The organism is Marinomonas rhizomae, from assembly GCF_003315485.1.
In the GTDB taxonomy this organism is placed as follows: domain Bacteria; phylum Pseudomonadota; class Gammaproteobacteria; order Pseudomonadales; family Marinomonadaceae; genus Marinomonas; species Marinomonas rhizomae.
On record NZ_QNSE01000016.1, the window covers coordinates 41,306 to 59,505 of the forward strand.

Below are 18,200 nucleotides of genomic sequence, written 5' to 3' on the forward strand. Positions count from 1 at the left end.
CTATAAAATGATTAAACATACTTCCCTGCACAAAAGCCACTCGCCCACGCCCATTGGAAATTATAACCACCAAGCCAGCCGGTAACGTCGAGTACTTCACCTATAAAGTAGAGTCCTTTTTGTTTTTGCGATTCGAAAGTTTTCGACGACACTTCATTTGTATTCACACCACCTAGAGTCACTTCTGCAGTACGATAACCTTCGGTTCCATTAGGAGCGATGTCAAAGTTGGCAAGATAATGAAACAGGCTGTCGATTTGATCGTTGGATGTTTGTGCGCTTCGCTCGGTTAACCAAGGGAATTCTATTTTAATTAGCTCTACCAATCGCTTTGGTAATAAATTTGATAAGAAGCCTTCATAGCTTTTTTTCGGAGTGCTGCGACGAACGTCAAGTAAGTCGTCTAATGACAAGGTTGGGGCGATATTTATAGCAAGCGCTTCGCCCGGCTGCCAAAAATTGGTAATTTGTAAAATAGATGGACCACTGACACCTCGATGGGTAAACAACATTGGTTCTTGGAATGTGACGTCATTTGCGGTTGCAGAAACCTCGCAAGCAATACCTGACAATTCAGCTAGCTGTGCTTTTCGATCTGGCTGTATTGTAATAGGAACCAAGCTAGCACGAGTAGGTAAAATACCGTGCCCAACTTGTTTAGCAATTTCGTAACCAAAGCCTGTTGCGCCCATGGTTGGAATCGACAACCCGCCTGTGGCAACTACGAGGGATTCACAAGCAAAGTCCCCTTGGTTAGTTTTAACTACAGTCTGCCCGTCTTGAAAATCAATATGATGAATTTTAGTGTTTAACTTTAATTCTGCGCCAGACCATTCAAGCTCTGTCAGCAATATATCGAGCAAGTCTTTTGCCGAATGTTCACAAAATAATTGCCCCGGTGTTTTCTCGACATAATCCAGACCGTGACGATCCACTAGATCAACAAAGTCTTGCGACGAAAAACGACGTAATGCAGAGATGCAAAAATGTGGATTGTCAGATAGAAAATGTTTAGGGGCGGCATCCATGTTAGTAAAGTTACAGCGACCTCCACCAGACATCAGAATTTTCTTACCTGCTTTATTTGAGTGATCTAACACCACCACGCTCTTACCTCGGTAGCCTGCTGTTGCAGCACACATTAAACCAGACGCTCCAGCACCAATTACGATCACATCAACTTTATCCACAACCATCCCCACTACTTTAATTATGGCTGCATTATAGTGTCTAAGACATTTATTACCATCGAATCCAGTGAGTTTTGTTTCAAATACATACAAAAACCGAATCGAAAAATCTTGTCCACAGAAACCGTTAAGAAGGCTGTGGGAATCACAAAAAAAACTTTATTTTTCAATCAACTAAATAAAATCAAACATTATTTTAAATATTTTGAATATTCATAATTCAGGTCAAGTTTAATAATTTTCCTAAAAAAGCAAACTTTTTTTGGAAAAGACTCTATACAAAATAACTGTTTGAATATACAGTACTGTATAAATAAACAGTAAAGATATTTTAAGGATACGGATATGATCAAGCTATTAACCCCTATTCATAAAGTGGCACTTCTGGGTGTTATCGCCTTGGCTTTGTATGCACCAGCAAAAGATCTTATTGAGATTGCACAAACACATTTTGCAAAAGAAACGATTCATATTATTGACGCCTCTTTTGGCACGAATATGCCGTGGCAAGAATCAAACTCTTCATATGTCAAAGTGAATCAAAATGCACAAACAAGCTTAGCCCGCTCTCAAATTATCTACACAAAATTACGCTTCACCAATCCAACATCTGAGCCACAAACTTACCGTAAAATTTGGTTAAACTTCTCTCACGCTAATGGCGATCAGGAATACACAACAGATTACACCTTATACAACACAGAAACACGTCAGCGTCTGATTGGACAATCTGTTCAATTGGGAGCAAATAGTAGTGTGGATGTGGTTGCGGCTTATCGATTCATTCCTAGTTATAAGAATAAATCGCCTATTAGCATGAGTGTTTCTTGGGAAGGTCAAAACCTTCTAAGAGATAGAGCTTGTGAATATGACCTAAACAATACAGCAGGTAATACCTTTCAATATCAGTGTGGAAATTAAATCACACTGATATTGTAAAAAATGAGCAAATACATCCATTGATAATCGTTTTCATTTCTAATATTATGCTTGCACAAAATAATATTGGAGCTTCAGACATGAAACGATTGTTAACACCCATCGCAATATGCGTGACAGGCGCATTACTTACAGCTTGCGGACCCGCTAACGTAAAACAAGAATCAAATGCTATTACAGCAAGTTCCGTTGTCGTCCATTATGCTGATATTGCAGAAGCTGTTTACGGCGATTCTTTAATAACAGCGAAAGCACTTCGCTCCTCTATTGATACCTTCCTAGCGAACCCAACTGAAGCAAACTTGAAAGCCGCTCGCGTAGCGTGGATTGCTGCTCGTGTTCCTTACCAACAAAGTGAAGTGTATCGCTTTGGTAACCCAATCGTGGATGAATGGGAAGGTAAAGTTAACGCTTGGCCATTAGATGAAGGCTTAATCGATTATGTTGCAGTTGACAGCTATGGCACAGAATCCGATCTAAACCCTCTTTATGCTGCAAATGTTATCGCTTCAACAAGCTTAACAATTGGTGGCGTAAAAGTAGATACAACCGATATTACTCCTGAACTGATTGCTGACAGTCTTCAAGAAGCCGATGGCGTAGAAGCTAACGTTGCCAGTGGCTACCATGCAATTGAGTTTTTATTATGGGGACAAGACCTAAACGGCACCAACCCTGGCGCAGGTGAACGCTCTGCTACAGACTTCGACCTAAATAATTGTACAAACGGTAATTGTGATCGTCGCCGTGACTATTTAGCAGCCGCTACTGATTTGCTCATTTCTGATTTAGAAGAAATGGCAAATAACTGGAAGCAAGGTGGCGCTGCACGTACGGCACTATTAGAACAATCACCAGAGCAAGGTCTTTCCACTATTCTTACAGGTATGGGAAGCTTAGCGTACGGTGAACTAGGCGGCGAAAGAACCAAACTTGGCTTAATGCTGCACGATCCAGAAGAAGAGCATGACTGTTTCTCTGATAATACCCATTGGTCACATTACTATGACGCCAAAGGCATCAAAAATGCATACCTAGGTGAATACAAGCGTGTTGATGGTAGCTGGGTAAAAGGCGCATCTCTATCTAATCTAGTAGCAAAGCAAAACCCACAGCTAGATTCAGAAATGAAACAGAAGCTTAACAAAACTGAAGACGCCGCTCAGGCTATGGTAGATGCCGCAGAAAAAGGTCAAACTTTTGATGTTCTAATTGCCATGAATAACACAAAAGGTAACCAGCTAGTACAAACTTTTGTTGATTCATTGGTAAACGAAACGCGTACCACTGAAGAAGTCATTCATGAGCTAAATCTTGAAGGCATTGCTCTTGAAGGGTCCGATAGTTTGGATAACCCAAGCGCAGTATTTGAATAGAACAGAGTAATCTGCCACCTATAATAAACAACAAATGAGATACCAAGGAAGATGTGTCATTTAGTCAGTTAATGGTATTTGTCTATTTATGACTGCAAATGTAAAAAATGGTATTTTTTTAGTAGCTGGCGTTTACGCCAGCTTTTTTTGTTTTCAGAACAAAGCTATTGCCAGTGATTATTCAAGCCCCCTTCCCGGTATCAAGATTGAAGAGAAGTTCGATTTTTATATTGGTGAAGGTGTTTTTCAAAAATTTTGGGTACCTGCACCCTCTTCAACCACGGCCAGTGATGGTCTTGGTCCACTATTTAATACTCGCTCCTGCAATAATTGCCATGTCAATAATGGGCGAGGACATGCTCCGGAAGCGAATGTAAGTGGCGTGTCCGTCCCTTCTTTTTTAATTAGACTAGGAAAGTCTTATCCTGCTTACAACAATAAGACGAATAAAATTTACCCACACATTGGCGACAAACGCTATGGCCATCAGCTGCAAGGTCAAAGCTCTCCTGGAATTTCGCCTGAAGGTGATTATTACCTCACTTACAGCACAAAGATTGAAACACTAAAAGATGGCACTAAGATCGAACTAAGAAAACCCAACCTCCATTGGAATACGCTTCATTATGGCGATTTCGAATCAAGCACTGGCTTTTCTATGCTTGTGTCGCCAGCTTTAGTTGGAATGGGTTTATTGGATAACATTCCAGACAAAACGATTATTTCTGCTGCCGACCCGGATGATAAAAACAAGGATGGCATTAGCGGCCGTGTAAGCTGGGTGTTCAGCGGGAAAGAAAGAGCGATTGGACGATTTGGCTATAAGGCATCCGCCACAAGTGTCAGCGCTCAAAACCAATCAGCTTTTAATACAGATTTAGGCTTATCAACCCCCCTCAATACTAACCCATCAGGCGATTGCACCGAGTTTCAGCACGATTGCATGCAAAGCCCAAATGGAAATAGCCCACACCTAGATCATTTAGAAGTTGATAAACAACAAGCAAGATTGGTCGACCTTTTTGTCTCATTGTCTTCGCCTCCGGCAATGCGTAATCTAACCAGCAGCACTTTTTTAGAGGGTAAACGCTTGTTTGAAGATGGCAGCTGTGCGAGTTGCCACACTCCTAAAATGAAGACTGGGAGTCATTCAAATTTCGCAGCATTAAACAATCGCACTTTTTACCCTTTTACGGATATGCTACTACACGATATGGGGCCAGAGCTTGCTAGTGGATTCCCCAGCTTTTCGGCCAGTCCTAGTGAATGGCGAACAGCACCTCTTTGGGGGATAGGCTTATCTGAAAAAACTTCAGGCCGCGTTAGCTTTCTGCATGATGGCCGGGCTCAAACTATTGAAGAAGCCATTCTCTGGCATGGCGGCGAAGCCAAACGCAGCCAAAAATATTACAAGAACCTTAACAAAGAACAACGCAAGAAACTCATCTACTTTTTGGAGTCGCTGTAATGAAATATTTTCCTAAGCTAATCGCTCTCGCCATTAGCGCCTCTACCCCTCTACTTGTCTCTGCAGGACAATGGGAAGGCCCATTAAATGGCATTGTGAACAATGTGGTAAAGCAAGGCTACGAGTCATATGCCAGCTCATCAAAAACATTACTAGAACGCACCAATACTCTCTGCGCCTCACCTTCCCAAGCAACACTGCATGACGCACAAGAAGCCTTCCAAGCCAATGCGTTAGATTGGCAGCAGGTGCAATGGTTAAACTTTGGACCAGTTACCTATTTCATGCGCTACTACGCCTTTGAATATTGGCCAGACAAAAAAGGCGTAACCCAACGCCAACTAAGAACGCTAGTGCAAGGCGATCCAGCAGTTATGGATGCACCAAAATTTTGGACATCCGCTAGTATTGCTGTACGCGGACTAACAGCAATAGAGAGTCTGCTTTACCACCCTGATTTCGAGCCAGTAAAATCTGCCGAACATTGCCGCTTACTTGAAAAGGTAACAGACCATCATCTAGAAAGCTCTGTTGCTGTTGCTAAACAGTGGCAAAATGGAAAGGCGCAAGATTGGGTATTTGACGAAGAAGGCACAGGCTTTGACCCTGAAAAAGTTGCCTTAGAGCTGTTTCTACAACAATGGATTGAGCATATGTCAGCGGTTAAAGACGCTAAGCTCGAAACCCCTATTGGCTATAATGGTCGAGAAAACCTGAAGCTTGCTGAGTTTTATCGAAGCGATCTATCCCTGAAAGCTATACAAAAGAACTTACAGTCTTACCGTGAAATTTATCATCTAGGCTCACCGTCTTTATATGAGCTAGCAAAACAAACCAACCCTGCCCTAGCAGATCAATTTGATGAGCAACTCACACAGAATATAAAGTTGGCCCTTCAATTACCAAGTGACTTCTTCCATACAAACCATACACAAGAAGAACGCATCTCGCTGGCAAAACCACTCGTAAAATCTATCTCTAACAGCCAATCTTACTTATCAAGCATGGTCACTCAACTAGGTTTCCAAATTGGCTTTAATAGTAGAGACGGAGACTAACTTACGATGCTTTCAAGACGGTCTTTCCTTGCAATAAGTAGTGCTTTAAGCGGTGCGGTCATGACCGCACCGTCATGGGCAACATTAACCCAACAGGATGCAAGTAAAAAACTGTACGCCTCCGCTTACTCTTTGAATCAGCAAGAGCACTTTTTTGGTTTATTCGATGACAAAGGAGACATTGTGTGGAGCTCTCAACTGCTAGACAGAGCCCATGCCCCAGTCGTCCACCCAAGCCAGAGCATTGTCGGTATCGTTGCCCGAAGACCTGGTTTTTTTATGGATTTTTTCGATGTATCCACCCATAAAAGAATTATCCGCATTGAGCCGAGTAAAGAATATCATTTTTATGGTCACGCTCTTTTCACCTCAGACGGCAACCATTTAATCACTCAAGAAAACCACTACCCTTCAGGTCAAGGCAAAATATTTGTACGCGAATGGCCAAGCGGTCATGTGATTAAATCCTTTAGTAGTAATGGCATTGGCCCCCATGAATCCGTACTTTTGAATGACCAAGTGCTAGTCATTGCTAACGGCGGACTTAAGACACACCCGGATAACGACCGAAAAATCTTAAACTTAGAGACCATGAAGCCAAACGTTACTTATCTAAGCCTAAAAGATGGCACTATTCTAAACCAGTCCTCTAATAGCGGTGAATTACATCAATTGAGCATCCGACACCTTGATGTAAACCAACATGGAAGGGTGGCTTTAGGCTTTCAATATCAAGGTGAAATGTGGGATCAAGTTCCACTGGTTGCCCTATCTCGTATTGATCAGCCAGAATTAGAATACTTACCCATTCCAGAGGAAGTAAGAGTTCGCTTTAAACAGTACTGTGGAAGTGTTTGCTTCGACAGTTCAGGTGAGATTCTTGCTATTAGCACCCCCAGAGGCGGATTAGTTGCTTATTGGCACGTGGATTCAAAAACCTTCTTAGGTATAGAAAACTGCCGAGATGTTTGCGGCCTAGTTGCTACAGATAAGCCTCATGAGTTTTTATTAACCAGCGGCATCGGCTCTCAGCTCAAAAACAATCCTGTACAAAACGTCAGCAAACTGATTAAAAAACACCCTAAGCTACACTGGGACAATCATTTACGCCAAATTAACACATGATTTTTTAACTTAAATCACAAACTGGCATAGTCAAATTATTGATTTTTAGGTACTGTCTATTGGAAGTCGCAAATAACTGCGACTTCTTTTTTCGCATTATGAAGTTTATTAATGTTTATCAACTCTCTTAAAAGCTATTTTTTAGTAGATTCAGATCCCTCAATAAAGGGCAATGAAAAAGCCTTTCAGCAAAGCGCCCTACGAATTTTGCTCGCACTGACGATCTGTATTTTTGCAGTTTCAGAAATACACTACCTTATTATTCACAAAGACCTACCATTTCTCGGCATAAACAGTACGTATTTGTGCTTACTTGGAGGACTACTTTACTTCAGTAAAAAATACACAAAAATTACAGCGGTTTTATTTCTTATTACGCTAATCACCACAAGCTTTCTGCTTCTAACTTTAAGTGATGAGTTTCATGCTGAAAAATATGCTCTAGTATCGCTGTACTCGCTACCACTCATTACTCGCTTGCTGTTCAGCTTCAGAGCCTCTTTAGTCACAATGATTTTGAATATCTATCCTTTCTATCTCATGACAGGCAGTGAATCGAATAACGCTCAAATAGATATTGCGTCTTCTTTCTATTTTCAATTATTGACCTTCGTAACACTCAATATAGGCTTACCTCTAGCCGTTTCAAGAATCATTCAAACACTCGAAAACAATGCATCTCACATGAGATTGCTTTACCAAAAACTGAATGACAATTACGCAATGTATGAAGAATTTTTTGAAAATACAGGTACACCAACTCTACTTTGCGACCAACGAGGAAAAATTCTTAAAGGTAACCAACTGGTTCGCGAACTACTTACAGACTCCCCACAAAAAAACATATCTGATTCCACCATTACTGACTGGCTATCTCCCCTTGGTGATACTGGTCGTTTTTTTTGGCAATCAAATAAAGCCGAATGCACATTAAAACAAAAAACAAATATACATATTGAACTTCGTAGGGCCTCACTAACTCAGCACGGTTATTACGTTCTTCATCTACAAAACACCACACAGTTACGCGCAATACAGCAAGAACTCGAAAGCACGCAGCAAACTAACAGTCGTTTAGCGCATTTTGATCTATTGACGCTACTTCCTAATCACAGACACTTTTGCCGGCAGGTTAATCAACGCATCAATGAACAAGACAACCATTTAACGGGTGCGATGTTTATTATTCGTATTAGTCAATTCAAGTTACTCAACAAACAGTATGGCAAAGACAGCGCCAATAAAGTTATCCTGAATTTCTCAAAAACACTTCAAAAAAAGCTTTCCGAACACGCCATTATAGGTCGTTTACGCGGAGTGAAGTTCTCTTGTTTTGTTCCAGTAGGGCAAGCGTATTTAATCCAAAAAAATCTCTCAGCTCTAATTCACTCAGTACTTCCCAGTCAAATAACGGTCGATGGCGATAAATTAACGATGGATTATCAAGTCGGTGTGGCCTATTACCATACTGATGGCAGAACAGCAGAAGAATTATTAGAACATTGTGAAATGGCGCTGGAATACTCTACTAGCACAGATCGTTGCTCGTACTATAATCATGGCCTTGAGCACAAACTCATTGAAGAACATAAACTTGGGTTGAAGCTAAGTACCGCCATTAAAAATAAAAAAGTCGCACTTTGGTTGCAACCACAAGTATCACCCAACGGACAAATCTGTTCCTTTGAAGCACTCGCTAGATGGCAGTGTGACGGCAAGTTCGTCCCACCCACAACCTTCATTAAAATAGCTGAGAAACTGGGACTGCTCCCTCTTCTTGCGGAAAATTTAGTACTGGAACTCGTCACAACCCTAACCGAGTGGCAGAAAGAGCATATTCACACGCCTATTGCGTTCAATTTAGCAGGGCAAGAACTAATGAATGATTCATTCTTTGCTTTGCTAATGACTCTGATTGCCGATAACCCATGGCTAGGTAATATGCTGGAGCTTGAGATCACAGAAACCAGCCCAGTAATGACTCATCCACTAATACACAAGCGCTTAAGAAGCTTATCGCAATATGGCTATTCTATTGCCATTGACGATTTTGGCACAGGCCAAGCGTCACTAGGGCAGCTTGTAGACATCCCAGCAAACATCCTTAAAATTGATCGTCGCTTTGTTTCACCATTACCTGGTGATCAGCGCCATGTAGATATAGTGAAATCTACTATACAGCTTGCGGAATCTCTCGATATGAAAGTCATAGCGGAAGGAATAGAGACTAAAGAACAAGCCACTCTATTAGCTTCCTTAGGATGCCAAACGTTACAAGGATATTATTTTGGCAAACCATCTCCTATGTCCGACTGGACAGAAAGCAATAACGCCAAGGCAAAAGAACTGCGCATGGTCTATTAAGATCAAACCAATAAGAGATCAACATTTCAAAGAACACCAGACCCCAGTCACTAAAAAGCCAGAGTTCAAATTGAACTCTGGCTTTTTTATAGAAATTATTCACTAACGATGAGAAAGTTTAAAACGCCATGTTCATCGCAACAGAAACAACATTTGCTGAGGATTCATAATCTGCGCTAATTTTACCACGTCCAGAATCCTCCTCACCTGTCGCCGTAAAGTTACGATTAACCGATACATCGTCAATCATTACATGCGTAAAGGCAAAAGTGGCCGATGTCATATCATTGAAGTCATACGTTCCACCAATAGAAATCCATTTACGGTCGCCATCTGGCGTCCGTGCAGAACGGTACTCATCAGTGACAGGTGAATTATCCATGGCCACACCTGTACGCAACGTTAATTTGTCTGAGTAAGCATAAGTTAAGCCTGCAGAATACATCCACTGGTCTTCGAAACCAAAGGTTAGCACTGAGTTGGACTGATTACTTTCAAAATTAATATTAATACCATCCATCGCGCCCCAGCCAGTGCGAATAGCAGTAAGGCCTAATACTAATTTGGATGTCAGATCCTGCTCTAAGCTCAGAGACAAAACAGAAGGAAACGTAATAGAGTCAGTAACATCAGCGTCAACCAAGTTACGTGATTGCAAAAAAGCTAAAGCGGCTGAACTGCCTGTATACTTAACATCCCCCTCAAAATCAAAATCCACTTCGCTACGGTAACCCAAACCGACTCGAGTCCCCTTTCTTGGCTCTACCATTACACCTAAAGCATAACCGTAACCAACATCGTCTGCCTCTATACGACCAATCCCTTCACTATTTGCCGCAGCAGTTGTACCAACAGCCGACTCCAAGACCACTTCTGCACGATGCACTTGGACACTAGCACCAACAGATACCCAATCACTCATACGATGCGCAAGAGAAAAGCTTAAAGCAATATCTTGAATACCTGTCTCAGTAGCATGAAAGCGCCCTTTCCAGTCTTGCCCATAGTCACCCGATAGACCAAAAGGGACGTTTAATGAAATACCCGCTACAGTCTTTTCAGACAAAGGCTTAGCGATATAGAAAGATGGCACCAATGTATCATCAACAGAGTCGCTATTTACCGAGGAGCCCGGAAGAGCAATAGCTGTAGATGCTGGATCCGTTGTAGAAATATTTGTCACATCCATGCTTGGCATGACATAAGCACCCGATACATAGACGGTCGTTTCTTTGGCATTCACAAAGAGCGCAGGGTTCCAGAAGCTGGCAGAAATATCTTCGTTAGAAGCTGCGACACCTGCCAAGGCTTTACCTGAGGCTGTGGCGCTGTGATCATTTAAAGCAAAACCAGCCGAATAAGCTGACGACGCTGCCGCCACAGAGGCCGCAACAAAACTCGCTCTAAACAAGAATTTTGAGGAGGTAGTCATAAATAAGCTCCATTGTTATTTTTATTGGAAAATTTATTTTTAATTATTAAGTCAATTATACGCTTCAAGTATAGAAGCACATATCCTGATATTACCAGCAAGTATTTCTTAAGCAATACAATATTTACACAATATTAAGCCAAAAAAGGAAAAAATGTGCTGATCAGAACAGAAAGTTACACAATAAAAACAAGGAGAAGAGATTTTTTACGAAGAAATACAGCACTAAAATATGCACAAAATACATAAATTAATTAAATATTAGAAAGAGGGGTTGATAAGAGTTTTCTGGATAAAAAGATGGTGGGTGTGGAGAGGTTCGAACTCCCGACATTCGCCTTGTAAGGGCGACGCTCTCCCAACTGAGCTACACACCCATCATAGTGATGGTAACGCTTGCCAACTTACTTTCACACTAACGAAAGTAAATGGCGGAATGGACGGGACTCGAACCCGCGACCCCCTGCGTGACAGGCAGGTATTCTAACCAACTGAACTACCACTCCAACACAACTATTTTTAACGTCTCATCAGACGTATTTTTTTACATCGTAAAGATGTTGATGAAAAAATACTTAACAAGCATTTCAGCACTCAATGAAGGTCATTATAAGTTAATTACGATTAAAATCAATAACTTATTACAACATTTATCGATTCAAATAACACCATTAACAATAAGCATTATATAAATGACACTCTTCTTAAAAAGAAGAGTCACAAATAACTTAATCCTACTTAGGTTAAGGAAGTAAATTGAACTTCGCTCGACAACGGGCGCAGATAATACAACAATAAATTGATATGTCTAGCTTTCATTATTTTTTTTAGAAAAAGGTCTTCAAACTGCAATCTAAAAAGTCGTCCAAGAATGACACCAGTCCACGCTAGAGTTTGCACTTAGTAATCCTATAAGAACCTTATAGATTACCACCCTAAAGTGATAATCTTAAGATACGTAGAATCAGTTAAAGAGAGTGCATCGACCAGGTTTGATACTTATCTGCGCTAGTTTCACATGATTGTAGTGAAAGTGATCGCATTACATGAACGGGACTTCCGCCTCGGCCCTCTTTTTTATCAGTACTACTGACCGTAAGACAAAGCTTTGGGTTTGCCTTAGATGCAATTTTACCACTATCGGTTAACTCAAACTTTTGCGTGTCTTGGTTTGCACATTGCGCCAACCCTACACTCTCGCCAGCTTCTAATGATGATACTGACATGCAGACATCAAAATAAGATAAGTAAAATTTATCTTGATCGATGGATAAACGATCAAAACCCTGATCTTCAAGGATAGTACCTGTGTAATGGTAGCAAGTATGTGCTTGTAAGCCTTTATCTAAAGAGGCTGTGGCACCTTGTCCACCCGCAACATCAATACAGTACCCTCGTGTATCATCCAAATTATCAGCCAGCATGACCTCAACCGTTTCACTAGCCGCATTGGCATAAACAAGAAATGGGCTGCTGATCATAAACAGTATTGCTATCATTAATTTCTTAGTTTCCATTATCTGATCCTATTAAATTGTTATTTTTTTAGCACTTGCTATATGCTTTTCAAGTAATTCCAACAGCGAGCCAAACGCTGCTGAAATCAACTTGAACCAAGTTACTATTTTTTAAAATATAGCTGATGTTTACTTTATGTTTCTTACTAGCAATGTGTAATTCTTAGTCATGACCAAGTCCGTTGCATTTTCAGAAGCCATGTCATAATCCGAAGGGGTGCCTGACTTAGGATCGCTTCTTTGAGCCCCAGCGCCATGCCAATCATAATATTCTGTCGCTGAGGAGTTCTTTTTGCTAAGTGCCTTACTGAAGGAAATGTACGCGGCAGTATATTTAAAATCACCTTGAGTCGTACTACTCCAAACCCAACTTGGATCATTTATAGTATTGTCGCCAGACAGTGTAAAATAGCGCGTATCAATAGCAGGCCATGAACCAACCTCACCACCATATTTCACAATGCTCTGGAGCTCTTTAATATTGGGCATACGCCAATCCGAATAACCCGCTACTTCTGCATTTTCTGCATAAGACAAACTGTCTTGCCAGTTTCGACGAACATTGTCGTCTGCACTTTGCCACATCAGCCCTGTCGCTTTGTCCGTAACGGTGCCATCACCATTGGTGACAAAATCATTCACACCATAAACATTCTCTTCCCCTCGTACGCATCTTACGAAGTTACCTGGAGACTCAATGTTTTGATTTTTTGTCCCAAATTCATAACCAGTCTCATAAGCTTTAATATGGCCATCAGCAAAATTAAAGCCAAAAGCGGCATCTACATTTTGAGTATTATGAACAGGTCCTAATGTATATTTTGTACTAGACCAATACTGACCGATATAAGCCATTCTTTTATCATACTGAAAGTCGAAATAAGTAGTGTCCAAATAAGGCGTGTTCATACTTTCATCACGGGGATCAACAATTTCACCTCGGAAATCAGCAATAGAATAAAGCTCTTTGATTGAAGGCAAGCGCCAATCGTTGTAACCCGCTACCGTTAAGCCTTCACAGTAGCTAATAGCATCATCGTAAACATAGTGTTCATAGTCTGGCGTTTTCTGCCACATCATTCCCGTATTATTATCCGTAACCGTACTATTTCCATTGTCAGTATAGGATGGTTTCACTCCATCGTATTGAGCATCTTGACCATAAAATGCGCCTGATGATGAAGAGCAAGATATTTCAGAGCCATCATCATCGAAACAAGATTCCTGCATAGTATCCGTCAGTACAAAGCTAACCTTTTGTTCTTTGACCAATGCGCTTTCAGCGGTGCTTGTTTGGGCTCCCCCATTACTACAACCACTAATCGCTACTGCTACTAGTGATAAAGCGGGAAAAACGAGCTTTTGATTAAATGCGTTTTTTGAGCTTGATCTTCTCGCTCGGATTGGGAACTGGTTGATATCCATATAATATCTTCTCACCTCGAATGAATAGTTTGAGAGTTATAAAATAAAGGTATATAAAGTGTAGCTCGTCCAAAGCGCGCTATTTGGACTTTTTATTATAAAACTGTTTTAACTTTGAAAGGAGTTAAGTTCTTGTACTTGAATAAAAGTCACAGCTGGGAAATTAGCCTAATCGGATTGAGTCTGACATTATTCACTTTAACGCACCTTCTCACTAAGTCACATAAACACAAAACGGATTGGCTGCTATGCTTGTGGCTTTTTATCTTAAACATCCCGCTTATCCACTCCACCCTTGCTCACATAAACATCAACATTGAAACGTTGTTTTTCTTTAGCAACCCGACATTACACCTCTTAAATGGCCCAATTTTATACTGCTACACGCGAATGCTGATCAGCAAAGAAAAACGCGTTTTTAAAGGGGCTGAGTTATTACATTTTCTACCATTTGTGTTGTTCTACGTTTTATTCATAAGTATGCCTCCTTCAAGCTTAATGTTGCCTCAACCAGAAAGAAACCTGACAGTTGTTGGTGACGCGGTTATTGAAAACGACACCATGTCACTATTAGAAGGTTTACTATTTCATTTTGGCTTTATCAATGTACTGATTTTTATTGGCTACTCAATTGCCACCCTCATTACATTGCGTCAGCATCGAATTAATATTGCCGATTTTTTCTCGCAACATGACAGCCAAGTGAGTTTGCGGTGGATATATGCACTTCCAATCACATTTGTGATACTCGTGTTATTCAACGTCGTTTATGAAGCTCAATTTTCAGCAAGCGAGTACATTGACCCCATCACTCGACATATGCTTTCTTTCTCTATTTTCATCCTGTTACTTTGCTTTTTCGGCATCAAACAGAAACCTGTATTCCAGTTGGAACACAAGGCAATGAATGAGAATGAAATCATTGCAGAAACAAGCACTGATTCTGAGCTTTCACCTAATAAGCTTGAAGCAGTACGCCCCTCTACCATCAATAATGATTTCGTCACAGAAACGATTAACAATATGCAATTATACCTACAGCAAGAGAAGCCATTTCTGGACCCTGACTTCTCGGTGTATGCGTTAGCCGAGGCGCTCAACATACCTAGAAGAACACTCTCGTTAGTCATCAGCACTGGCCTTTCTAAAAATTTTTATCAGTACGTGAACGAGTTTCGAATCAATGAAGTAAAAAGGCTTCTTGAAAACCAAGATGATAAAATGACCATTATTGATCTTGCTTATCGGGCTGGGTTCAACTCAAAATCGAGCTTTAATAGCCTCTTCAAAAAGCACTGTGGCGTCACTCCATCACAGTATCGAAAAATGGTTAAGAAACCGGAAAACATATCCTGTTCACGAGAGAGCTAATATTTGACCTATCACCTATCTAGCACTTACTGACTCTTACCGAAGGAAATCACACACTAAATACCGCACAACACGCAATTTAAATCTTCCTAACCGAAATAGATAAGCGGATGCAATGAATTCCTTAGAACCCTTGCTTGACCCTTTACGTGAACGCTTGAGATGGAAGGTGACGCTATAAACGAAAGTGTAGAGTAATTGTACAGTCTTAAATGCTCATCTAGGAGCAGACAAGAAATCTATCAAGAAATGATTAAAAAGAACCATTAACAAACCATGATACTCACACATGGTCAATCTTCTACTGGAAGTGAATTCAATGATACTGAGCCGTGAGAGGAAACGGTTAAATCCACTAAACAAGACTAAATAAGCTTGCTTAGTGGTAGGAAGAACATACAAACGCCCCAGTTTCTTGACGTAAATACATTTTGCGAAAATCAAGTACAAACAACCCAGCTTTTCGCACTATCCTCAACAACCATCTAATAACCGGCTGCGTTTATACTTACTTCTTAAAAGTAGACAGATACTTATCCAAGGTCTCTTGGCTAGCGGCTTTAACAGTCATACCATTTGGACCTGCACCAATGTTAGTAAACTGTTTTGCTGGCTCGCCGTGTTTTTCAAAAAACGCCAGCTCTTCAGAACCATCTTCAAATACCCAAAGACGACCATCTTCTACTTTGGTTTTGAAGCCTTTAATATCAAATTCAGCACCAGAAGTGGCTGCTAGGTATTTGTCTAAAGACTCTTGACTCGCCGCCTTAACCGTCATTCCTTCTGGACCTGCGCCGATGTTAGTAAACTGCTTTGCTGGCTCGCCGTGCGCTTCAAAAAACGCCAATTCTTCAGAGCCATCTTCAAACACCCAAAGGCGACCATCTTCTATTTGTGTTTTAAATCCATCAATATCGTACTTGCCTACGGTAGACGTTTCTGTCGCTGTAGAAGCACAAGCGACCAAAGACGCGCCTAACAACATTGCAATAAGAAGTTTGCTTTTATTCATCATATAGTACCTTTACAAGTGGATTGTTTAAAATTGAATAACCCCATAATGAAAGATTCACATGACAAAAAGATGACAAAACTCAGTTTATATGCTTTTTTTCATATATATTTTTTTCCATATATTCTTCGTATATTTTAAAATCTAGATATGCAAAAATACTCCAGCATAATTAAGCCCCCAACAGCCTGATAGCACTACCGCTAGGAGCATCTTTTGAACCCAGTACAATTTTACAAATGCCTTGCCGACGAAACACGCTTGAGGTGTATTCTACTGATTCACCTAGAAAAGGAATTATGTGTATGTGAGCTTATGCAGGCCATCAATGAAAGCCAACCCAAGATTTCTCGCCACTTGGCTCAGTTACGACACTGCGAACTACTTACTGACCGACGTCAGGGGCAATGGGTTTTTTATAGTATCAATCAGGCTCTCCTCAAGTGGATACCTACTGTTTTGTCTGAGACACTCCAAAACAACCCGAATTTCTTAGCAGAAAACATTACAGCACTTGAAAAGATGGGAAATCGTCCACTACGAGCTCAATCATGCTGCTCATAATCATAAGAAACACGCCACGAAAATACGCTTTCCTTAGACTCTCAATCTCTATCACAGAACTCTAACCTACCGCATCATGACTACTATCGACACGGCGGGTTTGGAAGTTTTCAATATCAAAACGTATCCCAACAATAGGTTCATACAGATACACTAAAAAAACGCCAGTCAAACCATTGTCTTCTATTACGCATATAAATAATTAACAAGAAGCAAAGCCTATACTTGGGGCGGCATAATCCTCAGTATTTTTTCTTCAGGTCACCATACACATTGATTAGAGCACCGCAAATAATCAGCACCCCACCAGCCCAAGTGGTCATCACTGGAACCTCACTGAATACCAACCACCCCAATAGTACGGTAAACACTAACTGGATATAAGAATACGCAGAGGCAATCCCAGCCGATAGCGTTTGCATTGCCTTGGTTAAACCAAATTGACCCGCTTGTGTAAATACCCCAACGAAAATGAGCAATATCAAGACATCAAAACTGGGCATAACAAAATCCCCCCCTAATAATAAGACAGATAAGGGGAAAGCAATCATAGGGAAATACAAGATAATCACTGAGCTGTCTTCTGTTTTGCTCAAACGTCGGACAATAACATAAGCAATGGCACTGCCCATGGCACCTAACAAGGCGAGCGCTACACTCAAAGTCGGTAAACCTTGATGATGCACCGAAAGTAAATCTGCGCCAGCGATAAACAGCAGACCAGACAAACTCAGAAAAATACAGGCAATCGTATAGTTATTAACTCTCTCACCCAGAAACACCAAGGCCAATAAAGCCGTAAACACAGGATGTATATATTGTAGTAAAGTCGCCTCAGCCAAAGGTAAAGTTGCCAAGGCGTAGTACACACACATTAAAGCCAGCGTGCCGATGAAACCTCGAGCAAATAGCAGTTTTTTATTATGACCAAAAACCGCAATACCTTTACGCTTTACATCCGCATAGCTGATAACAAACGAAACCAAGCACCTTGCCGCGACAATTTCAAAAACAGGAATACCCTGCTCACTCACCAATTTCACTAGGGTCGCCATTAAGGCAAAACCTGCAGCGGACATCAAAACATAGCGAATACCAACAGGCACTTTATGGAAGGCAGAAAGGATCATTGAATTAGCGCATCACTGTACAATACGTACAGCCCCATGAAATAAGAAAAGAGCATAAGCATATAGCGAACAGGACTTTTTAGCGACCTAAGAATCTTTGGCTTAACCTGTTATATAACGGATGCTTCACAGAGAAGTGAAAACAATCTCGACCAAAAACATACAAAAACTGTGGATACAGGCACTTACGAAGAATAAATAAGGTTGATATAGTCGCTACCGAACTTTA

General features: G+C 40.9%; 14 protein-coding genes and 2 tRNA genes. 8 read left to right on the forward strand and 8 right to left on the reverse strand.

Annotated features, from left to right (window positions below):
• Positions 1–11: 11 nt before the first annotated feature.
• The gene (locus DFP80_RS18150; RefSeq protein WP_113918235.1) at positions 12–1,196 is read right to left on the reverse strand and encodes a BaiN/RdsA family NAD(P)/FAD-dependent oxidoreductase; all 1,185 of its coding nucleotides are present in this window, start codon (positions 1,194–1,196) and stop codon (positions 12–14) included.
• A gap of 339 nt (positions 1,197–1,535) precedes the next feature.
• Between DFP80_RS18150 and DFP80_RS18155 the strand changes: the two genes are divergently transcribed.
• The 6 genes from DFP80_RS18155 (at position 1,536) to DFP80_RS18180 (ending at position 9,520) form a co-directional block, all read left to right on the forward strand.
• Entirely contained in the window at positions 1,536–2,111 is a 576-nt protein-coding gene (locus tag DFP80_RS18155; RefSeq protein ID WP_113918236.1) for a hypothetical protein, read from the forward strand.
• A gap of 98 nt (positions 2,112–2,209) precedes the next feature.
• Positions 2,210–3,505: an imelysin family protein gene (locus DFP80_RS18160; protein ID WP_113918262.1), complete on the forward strand. Its 1,296-nt coding sequence runs from the start codon at positions 2,210–2,212 to the stop codon at positions 3,503–3,505.
• A gap of 88 nt (positions 3,506–3,593) precedes the next feature.
• Positions 3,594–4,973 carry a di-heme oxidoreductase family protein gene (locus DFP80_RS18165; protein WP_113918237.1) on the forward strand — a complete coding sequence of 460 codons (1,380 nt, stop codon included), beginning with the start codon at positions 3,594–3,596 and terminating at the stop codon, positions 4,971–4,973.
• Positions 4,973–6,031, forward strand: coding sequence for an imelysin family protein (locus tag DFP80_RS18170; protein WP_113918238.1), 1,059 nt, complete (start codon positions 4,973–4,975; stop codon positions 6,029–6,031). Before DFP80_RS18165 ends, DFP80_RS18170 begins: the two co-directional genes overlap by 1 nt.
• Positions 6,032–6,091: 60 nt before the next feature.
• Complete coding sequence (locus DFP80_RS18175; protein WP_241560304.1) at positions 6,092–7,156, forward strand: DUF1513 domain-containing protein; 1,065 nt, start codon at positions 6,092–6,094, stop codon at positions 7,154–7,156.
• 111 nt (positions 7,157–7,267) lie between these two features.
• Positions 7,268–9,520, forward strand: coding sequence for a phosphodiesterase (locus DFP80_RS18180; protein ID WP_113918240.1), 2,253 nt, complete (start codon positions 7,268–7,270; stop codon positions 9,518–9,520).
• Positions 9,521–9,638: 118 nt separating this feature from the next.
• Here the strand turns inward: DFP80_RS18180 and DFP80_RS18185 are convergent, their stop codons facing one another.
• The 5 genes from DFP80_RS18185 to DFP80_RS18205 form a co-directional block, all read right to left on the reverse strand.
• Positions 9,639–10,952, reverse strand: a complete 1,314-nt coding sequence (locus DFP80_RS18185; protein ID WP_113918241.1) for an OmpP1/FadL family transporter — start codon at positions 10,950–10,952, stop codon at positions 9,639–9,641.
• Between the two features lie 301 nt (positions 10,953–11,253).
• A tRNA-Val gene (locus DFP80_RS18190) sits at positions 11,254–11,329 on the reverse strand.
• 52 nt (positions 11,330–11,381) lie between these two features.
• A tRNA-Asp gene (locus DFP80_RS18195) sits at positions 11,382–11,458 on the reverse strand.
• Positions 11,459–11,920: 462 nt separating this feature from the next.
• Positions 11,921–12,469: a ricin-type beta-trefoil lectin domain protein gene (locus tag DFP80_RS18200; RefSeq protein ID WP_113918242.1), complete on the reverse strand. Its 549-nt coding sequence runs from the start codon at positions 12,467–12,469 to the stop codon at positions 11,921–11,923.
• A 129-nt stretch (positions 12,470–12,598) separates the two neighbouring features.
• The gene (locus DFP80_RS18205) at positions 12,599–13,894 is read right to left on the reverse strand and encodes an Lcl C-terminal domain-containing protein (protein ID WP_113918243.1); all 1,296 of its coding nucleotides are present in this window, start codon (positions 13,892–13,894) and stop codon (positions 12,599–12,601) included.
• Between the two features lie 132 nt (positions 13,895–14,026).
• Here DFP80_RS18205 and DFP80_RS18210 point away from each other — a divergent pair, with 132 nt between their 5' ends.
• The gene (locus DFP80_RS18210) at positions 14,027–15,265 is read left to right on the forward strand and encodes a helix-turn-helix domain-containing protein (protein ID WP_113918244.1); all 1,239 of its coding nucleotides are present in this window, start codon (positions 14,027–14,029) and stop codon (positions 15,263–15,265) included.
• A 508-nt stretch (positions 15,266–15,773) separates the two neighbouring features.
• Here DFP80_RS18210 and DFP80_RS20825 read toward each other — a convergent pair.
• Complete coding sequence (locus DFP80_RS20825; RefSeq protein WP_220150922.1) at positions 15,774–16,277, reverse strand: hypothetical protein; 504 nt, start codon at positions 16,275–16,277, stop codon at positions 15,774–15,776.
• Positions 16,278–16,493: 216 nt separating this feature from the next.
• Between DFP80_RS20825 and DFP80_RS18220 the strand changes: the two genes are divergently transcribed.
• A complete protein-coding gene (locus DFP80_RS18220; protein ID WP_113918245.1) occupies positions 16,494–16,841 on the forward strand; it encodes an ArsR/SmtB family transcription factor in 348 nt (115 codons plus the stop codon).
• A 242-nt stretch (positions 16,842–17,083) separates the two neighbouring features.
• Here the strand turns inward: DFP80_RS18220 and DFP80_RS18225 are convergent, their stop codons facing one another.
• On the reverse strand, positions 17,084–17,971 hold the full coding sequence (locus DFP80_RS18225) for a DMT family transporter (RefSeq protein WP_113918246.1): 888 nt from the start codon (positions 17,969–17,971) through the stop codon (positions 17,084–17,086).
• Positions 17,972–18,200: the final 229 nt, after the last annotated feature.

Excerpts from the sequence above, each read along its gene's own strand:
- DFP80_RS18150 (WP_113918235.1), bottom strand. The coding sequence starts at position 1,196 with ATGGTTGTGGATAAAGTTGATGTGATCGTAATTGGTGCTGGAGCGTCT.
- DFP80_RS18155 (WP_113918236.1), top strand. The coding sequence starts at position 1,536 with ATGATCAAGCTATTAACCCCTATTCATAAAGTGGCACTTCTGGGTGTT.
- DFP80_RS18160 (WP_113918262.1), top strand. The coding sequence starts at position 2,210 with ATGAAACGATTGTTAACACCCATCGCAATATGCGTGACAGGCGCATTA.
- DFP80_RS18165 (WP_113918237.1), top strand. The coding sequence starts at position 3,594 with ATGACTGCAAATGTAAAAAATGGTATTTTTTTAGTAGCTGGCGTTTAC.
- DFP80_RS18170 (WP_113918238.1), top strand. The coding sequence starts at position 4,973 with ATGAAATATTTTCCTAAGCTAATCGCTCTCGCCATTAGCGCCTCTACC.
- DFP80_RS18175 (WP_241560304.1), top strand. The coding sequence starts at position 6,092 with ATGACCGCACCGTCATGGGCAACATTAACCCAACAGGATGCAAGTAAA.
- DFP80_RS18180 (WP_113918240.1), top strand. The coding sequence starts at position 7,268 with ATGTTTATCAACTCTCTTAAAAGCTATTTTTTAGTAGATTCAGATCCC.
- DFP80_RS18185 (WP_113918241.1), bottom strand. The coding sequence starts at position 10,952 with ATGACTACCTCCTCAAAATTCTTGTTTAGAGCGAGTTTTGTTGCGGCC.
- DFP80_RS18200 (WP_113918242.1), bottom strand. The coding sequence starts at position 12,469 with ATGGAAACTAAGAAATTAATGATAGCAATACTGTTTATGATCAGCAGC.
- DFP80_RS18205 (WP_113918243.1), bottom strand. The coding sequence starts at position 13,894 with ATGGATATCAACCAGTTCCCAATCCGAGCGAGAAGATCAAGCTCAAAA.
- DFP80_RS20825 (WP_220150922.1), bottom strand. The coding sequence starts at position 16,277 with ATGAATAAAAGCAAACTTCTTATTGCAATGTTGTTAGGCGCGTCTTTG.
- DFP80_RS18225 (WP_113918246.1), bottom strand. The coding sequence starts at position 17,971 with ATGATCCTTTCTGCCTTCCATAAAGTGCCTGTTGGTATTCGCTATGTT.